Source organism: Kitasatospora sp. NPDC057512 (assembly GCF_042802135.1).
Lineage (GTDB): Bacteria > Actinomycetota > Actinomycetes > Streptomycetales > Streptomycetaceae > Kitasatospora.
Window position 1 is genome coordinate 1 of sequence record NZ_JBHVET010000630.1, and the last position, 5,205, is coordinate 5,205.

Genomic DNA, 5,205 nt, shown 5'->3' on the forward strand with positions numbered 1-5,205 from the left:
GGAGGAACGTTTCCTCCTCGGCCGCCGCAGTGCTGTTCCGGGGCCTGCCGTCGACTCCCGCCGTCAACCTCCCGCCGTCAACGTCCCGCCGCCGGACTCCCGTCACCCTCGGAGGGCCCGCGGCGGGCGAACCGCGCCCCGGAGCGGGGCGGGCCGCCCCCGGGCGATCAACAGTCTGACCAGTCCGACAACACTCCCGGCCGCGAGGACCGTCGTACCCTTGGGGGGTGACCGACGCCGTAGCAGCCATCCCAGAAGAAGCAGCCCCGGTCCCGCTCCTTGAGCCGAGGGAGGGGATCCCGCCCGTCGTGGCGGACGAACAGGCGCTGGCCGCCGTCGTCGCCGCCTTCGCCGGGGGCACCGGACCGGTGGCCGTCGATGCCGAACGGGCCTCCGGCTACCGCTACGGGCAGCGCGCCTACCTCATCCAGCTGCGCCGCGCGGGTTCCGGCTCCGCCCTGATCGACCCGATCGCCTGCCCGGACCTCAGTGCGCTCGGCAGGGCCGTCGAGGACGCCGAGTGGGTCGTCCACGCGGCCAGCCAGGACCTGCCCTGCCTGTCCGACGTCGGCATGAGACCCCAGCGCCTGTTCGACACCGAGCTGGCCGGGCGGATCGCCGGCTTCGCCCGGGTCGGCCTCGGGCCGATGACCGAGAACGTGCTCGGGCTGAGCCTGTCCAAGGAGCACTCCGCGGTCGACTGGTCCACCCGCCCGCTGCCCGAGCCGTGGCTGCGCTACGCCGCTCTGGACGTCGAGGTGCTGGTCGAGCTGCGCGACGCACTCGAACAGGAGCTGGACGCCCAGGGCAAGCTCGGCTGGGCGATGGAGGAGTTCGCCTCGATCGCCGCCGCGCCCCGCCCGGGCCCGCGCAACGACCCGTGGCGCCGCACCTCTCAGCTGCACAAGATCCGCCGCCGCCGTCAGCTGGCCGTGGTGCGCGAGCTGTGGCTGGTCCGCGACCGGATGGCGCAGGACCGCGACGTCTCCCCCGGCCGGGTGCTCGCCGACGCGGCGATCGTCAACGCCGCGCTGGCCATGCCGCTGAACATCGCCTCGCTGCAGGCCGTCCAGGGCTTCGGCCCGCGGGTGCACCGGCGCCAGCTGGAGCAGTGGCTGGCGGCCGTGCAGCGCGCCCGGGAGATCCCGGAGAACATGCTGCCGCCGGCCACCGCGCCGCACGACGGACCGCCGCCGCCGCGCGCCTGGGCCGAGAAGGACCCGGTGGCCGCCGCCCGGCTGTCCGGCGCGCGCGCCGCGATCAGCGAGCTGGCCGAGCGGTACCACGTGCCGGCCGAGAACCTGATGACCCCGGACACGGTCCGCCGGGTCTGCTGGCACCCGCCGACCGAGCCGGACCCCGAGGCCGTGGCGGCCGCGCTGCGCGGGTTCGGCGCCCGGCAGTGGCAGGTGGACCTGGTGGCGCCGGCGGTGGCCGCCGCGTTCGCCGCGGCCGCGGCCCAGGACTGATCACGGCCCAGGGCCGATCACGGCAACACGTGGAAGGGGATGTCATCCGTATGGGTGGCATCCCCTTCGTCGTACCCGTACGTCGTACCCGCCCGTCGTACCCGTTCGTCGTACCCGGGAACGACGCTCCTGGTCGGACGGGCCGGGGAACGTGTCGGGGGACACATGGTCGGATCCCTCCGAGGGGCCTGGGCAGGTTGGTTACCGGCGGGTAGCATGGCGGTGATGCGGCGCCGCTCGGGTCTTCGACGGCGGCAGCCCGCCCAATCGTCATGTTGGTCCCTGGGAGGAGAGCCCCCGTGCCTCGTACCGCGAGGGACGTCGTCTTCGTCGATGGCGTCCGCACCCCGTTCGGCAAGGCAGGCCCGAAGGGCATCTACCACGAGACCCGCGCCGACGACCTCGTCGTCAAGTGCATCCGGGAGCTCGTGCGCCGCAACCCGAACCTGCCCGTCGAGCGCATCGACGAGGTCGCCGTCGCGGCCACCACGCAGATCGGCGACCAGGGTCTGACCATCGGGCGCACCGCCGCCCTGCTGTCCGGCCTGCCGAAGTCCGTCCCCGGCTACGCGATCGACCGCATGTGCGCCGGCGCGCTGACCGCCGTGACCACCACCGCCGGCGGCATCGCCTTCGGCGCGTACGACGTGGTCGTGGCCGGCGGTGTCGAGCACATGGGCCGCCACCCGATGGGCGAGGGCGTCGACCCGAACCCCCGCTTCGTCTCCGAGAAGCTGGTCGACGAGTCCGCCCTGTTCATGGGCATGACCGCGGAGAACCTGCACGACCGGTTCCCGCACCTGACCAAGGAGCGCTGCGACGCCTACGCCGTGCGCTCCCAGGAGAAGGCCGCCAAGGCGTACGCCAACGGCGACATCCAGCCCGACCTGGTGCCGATCTCGATCCGCAACACCAACCCCGAGGTCGGCGAGACCGGCTGGGGCCTGGCCACCGTGGACGAGCCGCTGCGCCCGGGCACCACGATGGAGTCGCTGGCCGGCCTCAAGACCCCGTTCCGCCCGCACGGCAACATCACCGCGGGCAACTCGGCCGGTCTGAACGACGGCGCCACCGCCTCGCTGCTGGCCGCCGAGGACGTCGCCGAGGAGCTCGGCCTCCCGGTCAAGATGCGCCTGGTCTCCTTCGCCTTCGCGGGTGTCGAGCCCGAGGTCATGGGCATCGGCCCGGTGCCGGCCACCGAGAAGGCGCTGGCCAAGGCCGGTCTGACCATCGACGACATCCAGGCCTTCGAGATCAACGAGGCCTTCGCCGTCCAGGTCCTGTCCTTCCTGGACCACTACGGCATCGCGGACGACGACGAGCGGGTCAACCCGTACGGCGGTGCGATCGCCTTCGGCCACCCGCTGGCCTCCTCCGGCGTGCGCCTGATGAACCAGCTGGCCCGCCGCTTCGAGCAGCGCCCGGAGGTCCGCTACGGCCTCACCACGATGTGCATCGGCTTCGGCATGGGCGGCACCATCATCTGGGAGAACCCGCATTGGAGCGGAGCGGAAAAGTCGTCTCAGGTCGAGGGTGGTAAGTGATCATGGCCAACACGACTGAGCTGCTGACCCGCGGCGCCGAGCTCTTCCCGGGCGAGGTCGTCACGACCGCGCACGTCCGCCACCTCGACCTGCCGCTGCAGGCCGGCCGGCTGGCCCTGATCACCCTGGACAACGGCTTCGACCACACCAAGCCGACCACCTTCGGCCCGGGCTCGCTGCTCAAGCTGAACGAGGCGCTGGACCAGGTCGCGGCCGAGGCCGCCGAGGGCACGATCGTCGGTGCCGCGATCACCGGCAAGCCGTTCATCTTCGCGGTCGGCGCCGACCTCAAGGGCGTCGAGCTGCTCAAGGAGCACGCGGACGCGCTGGCCATCGGCAAGGGCGGCCACGACGTCTTCCAGCGGATCGCCACGCTGCCCGTCCCCACCTTCGCCTTCTACAACGGCGCGGCGATGGGCGGCGGCGTCGAGGTCGGCCTGCACTGCGACTACCGCACGGTGTCGGCGGGCGTCCCGGCCTTCTCGCTGCCCGAGGTCTTCCTCGGTCTCGTCCCCGGCTGGGGCGGCTGCACCATCCTGCCGAACCTGGTGGGTGCCGGTAAGGCCGTCAAGGTCATCGTCGAGAACTCGATGAACCAGAACAAGCAGCTCAAGGGCAAGGACGTGTTCGAGCTGGGGATCGCCGACGCGATCTTCGAGCCGGCCGACTTCCTGGAGCAGTCGCTGCTCTGGGCCGCCAAGGTCGTCAAGGGCGACGTCGTCGTCGAGCGCGAGGCGATCGACCGCGGCAAGGCCTGGGACGACGCCGTCCTCTGGGGCCGCATGGTCGCCGACGCCAAGGTGCACGGCGCCGCTCCGGCCGCCTACAAGGCGCTGGACATCATCGCCGCCGCCAAGGACTTCGACCTCGCGGACAAGGCCAGCCTCCAGGTCGGCTTCGACGCCGAGGACGCGGCCCTGGCCGACCTCATCATGAGCGGCGAGCTGCGCAGCGGCATCTACGCCTTCAACCTGGTGCAGCGCCGGGCCAAGCGCCCGGTCGGCGCGCCGGACAAGTCGCTGGCCCGCCCGGTCACCAAGGTCGGCGTCGTCGGCGCCGGTCTGATGGCCTCGCAGCTGGCGCTGCTGTTCGCCCGCCGTCTGGAGGTGCCGGTGGTCCTCACCGACATCGACCAGGAGCGCGTGGACAAGGGCGTCGGCTACGTCCACGCCGAGATCGACAAGCTTCTCGGCAAGGGCCGGATCGGCAAGGACAAGGCCAACCGCCTCAAGGGCCTGGTCTCCGGCTCGCTGGACAAGGCCGCCGCCTTCGGCGACGCGGACTTCGTCATCGAGGCCGTGTTCGAGGAGATGGGCGTCAAGCAGGCCGTCTTCGCGGACCTGGAGAACGTGGTCTCGCCGACCTGTGTGCTGGCGACCAACACCTCCTCGCTGTCGGTCACCGAGATGGCCTCGAAGCTGAAGCACCCCGAGCGGGTCGTCGGCTTCCACTTCTTCAACCCGGTCGCGATCCTGCCGCTGCTGGAGATCGTCCGCGGCGACTCGACGGACGACGCCTCGCTGGCCACCGCCTTCGCGGTGTCCAAGAAGCTGAAGAAGACCTCGGTGCTGTGCAAGGACCGCCCGGCGTTCGTGGTGAACCGGATCCTGACCCGCTTCATGGGCGAGATCCAGGGCATCATCGACGAGGGCACCCCGATCGCCGACGTCGAGAAGGCCGTCGAGCCGCTCGGCCTGCCGATGTCCCCGATCGTGCTGCTGGAGCTGGTCGGCCCGGCCATCGCCCTGCACGTCTCGGAGACCCTGCACGGCGCCTTCCCGGAGCGGTTCACCGTCTCCGAGAACCTCGCCAAGGTGGTCAAGGCCGGCAAGCGCGGCTTCTACACCTGGACGGACGGCCAGCAGGTCCTCGACCCCGAGGTGCTGGAGCTGCTGACCTTCGGCGACTCGGTGCTCACCGCGGAGCAGGTCCGCGCCCGCGCCCTGGAGGCCGTGGCGCAGGAGATCGGCCTGATGCTGGAGGAGGGTGTCGTCGCCGAGGCGCAGGACATCGACCTCTGCATGATCACCGGTGCCGGCTGGCCCTTCCACCTGGGCGGGATCACCCCGTACCTGGACCGTGAGGGCGTCTCGGAGCGGGTGAACGGCAAGGCCTTCCTCGCCCCGGGCGTGGCCTCGGTGCCCGCGTAACGCGGGGCCCGGACACGGAGGAGCCCCGGTGACCGTCTGGTC

Annotated in this window: 3 protein-coding genes; all 3 read left to right on the top strand. The window is 71.6% G+C overall.

Going from position 1 to position 5,205, the window contains the following annotated elements; translation table 11 throughout:
• Positions 1-227: 227 nt before the first annotated feature.
• The 3 genes from ACFU6K_RS30785 to ACFU6K_RS30795 all read left to right on the top strand — a co-directional run bounded on the left by ACFU6K_RS30785 (position 228) and on the right by ACFU6K_RS30795 (position 5,163).
• On the top strand, positions 228-1,469 hold the full coding sequence (locus tag ACFU6K_RS30785; RefSeq protein ID WP_380668554.1) for a ribonuclease D: 1,242 nt from the start codon (positions 228-230) through the stop codon (positions 1,467-1,469).
• A 299-nt stretch (positions 1,470-1,768) separates the two neighbouring features.
• Entirely contained in the window at positions 1,769-3,013 is a 1,245-nt protein-coding gene (locus tag ACFU6K_RS30790; RefSeq protein WP_380668556.1) for a thiolase family protein, read from the top strand.
• Positions 3,014-3,015: 2 nt separating this feature from the next.
• Entirely contained in the window at positions 3,016-5,163 is a 2,148-nt protein-coding gene (locus ACFU6K_RS30795; RefSeq protein ID WP_380668558.1) for a 3-hydroxyacyl-CoA dehydrogenase NAD-binding domain-containing protein, read from the top strand.
• Positions 5,164-5,205 lie beyond the last annotated feature (42 nt).

What these genes read in the sequence shown, in the direction of transcription:
- ACFU6K_RS30795 (WP_380668558.1), top strand. Translation starts at nt 3,016, where the DNA reads ATGGCCAACACGACTGAGCTGCTGACCCGCGGCGCCGAGCTCTTCCCG.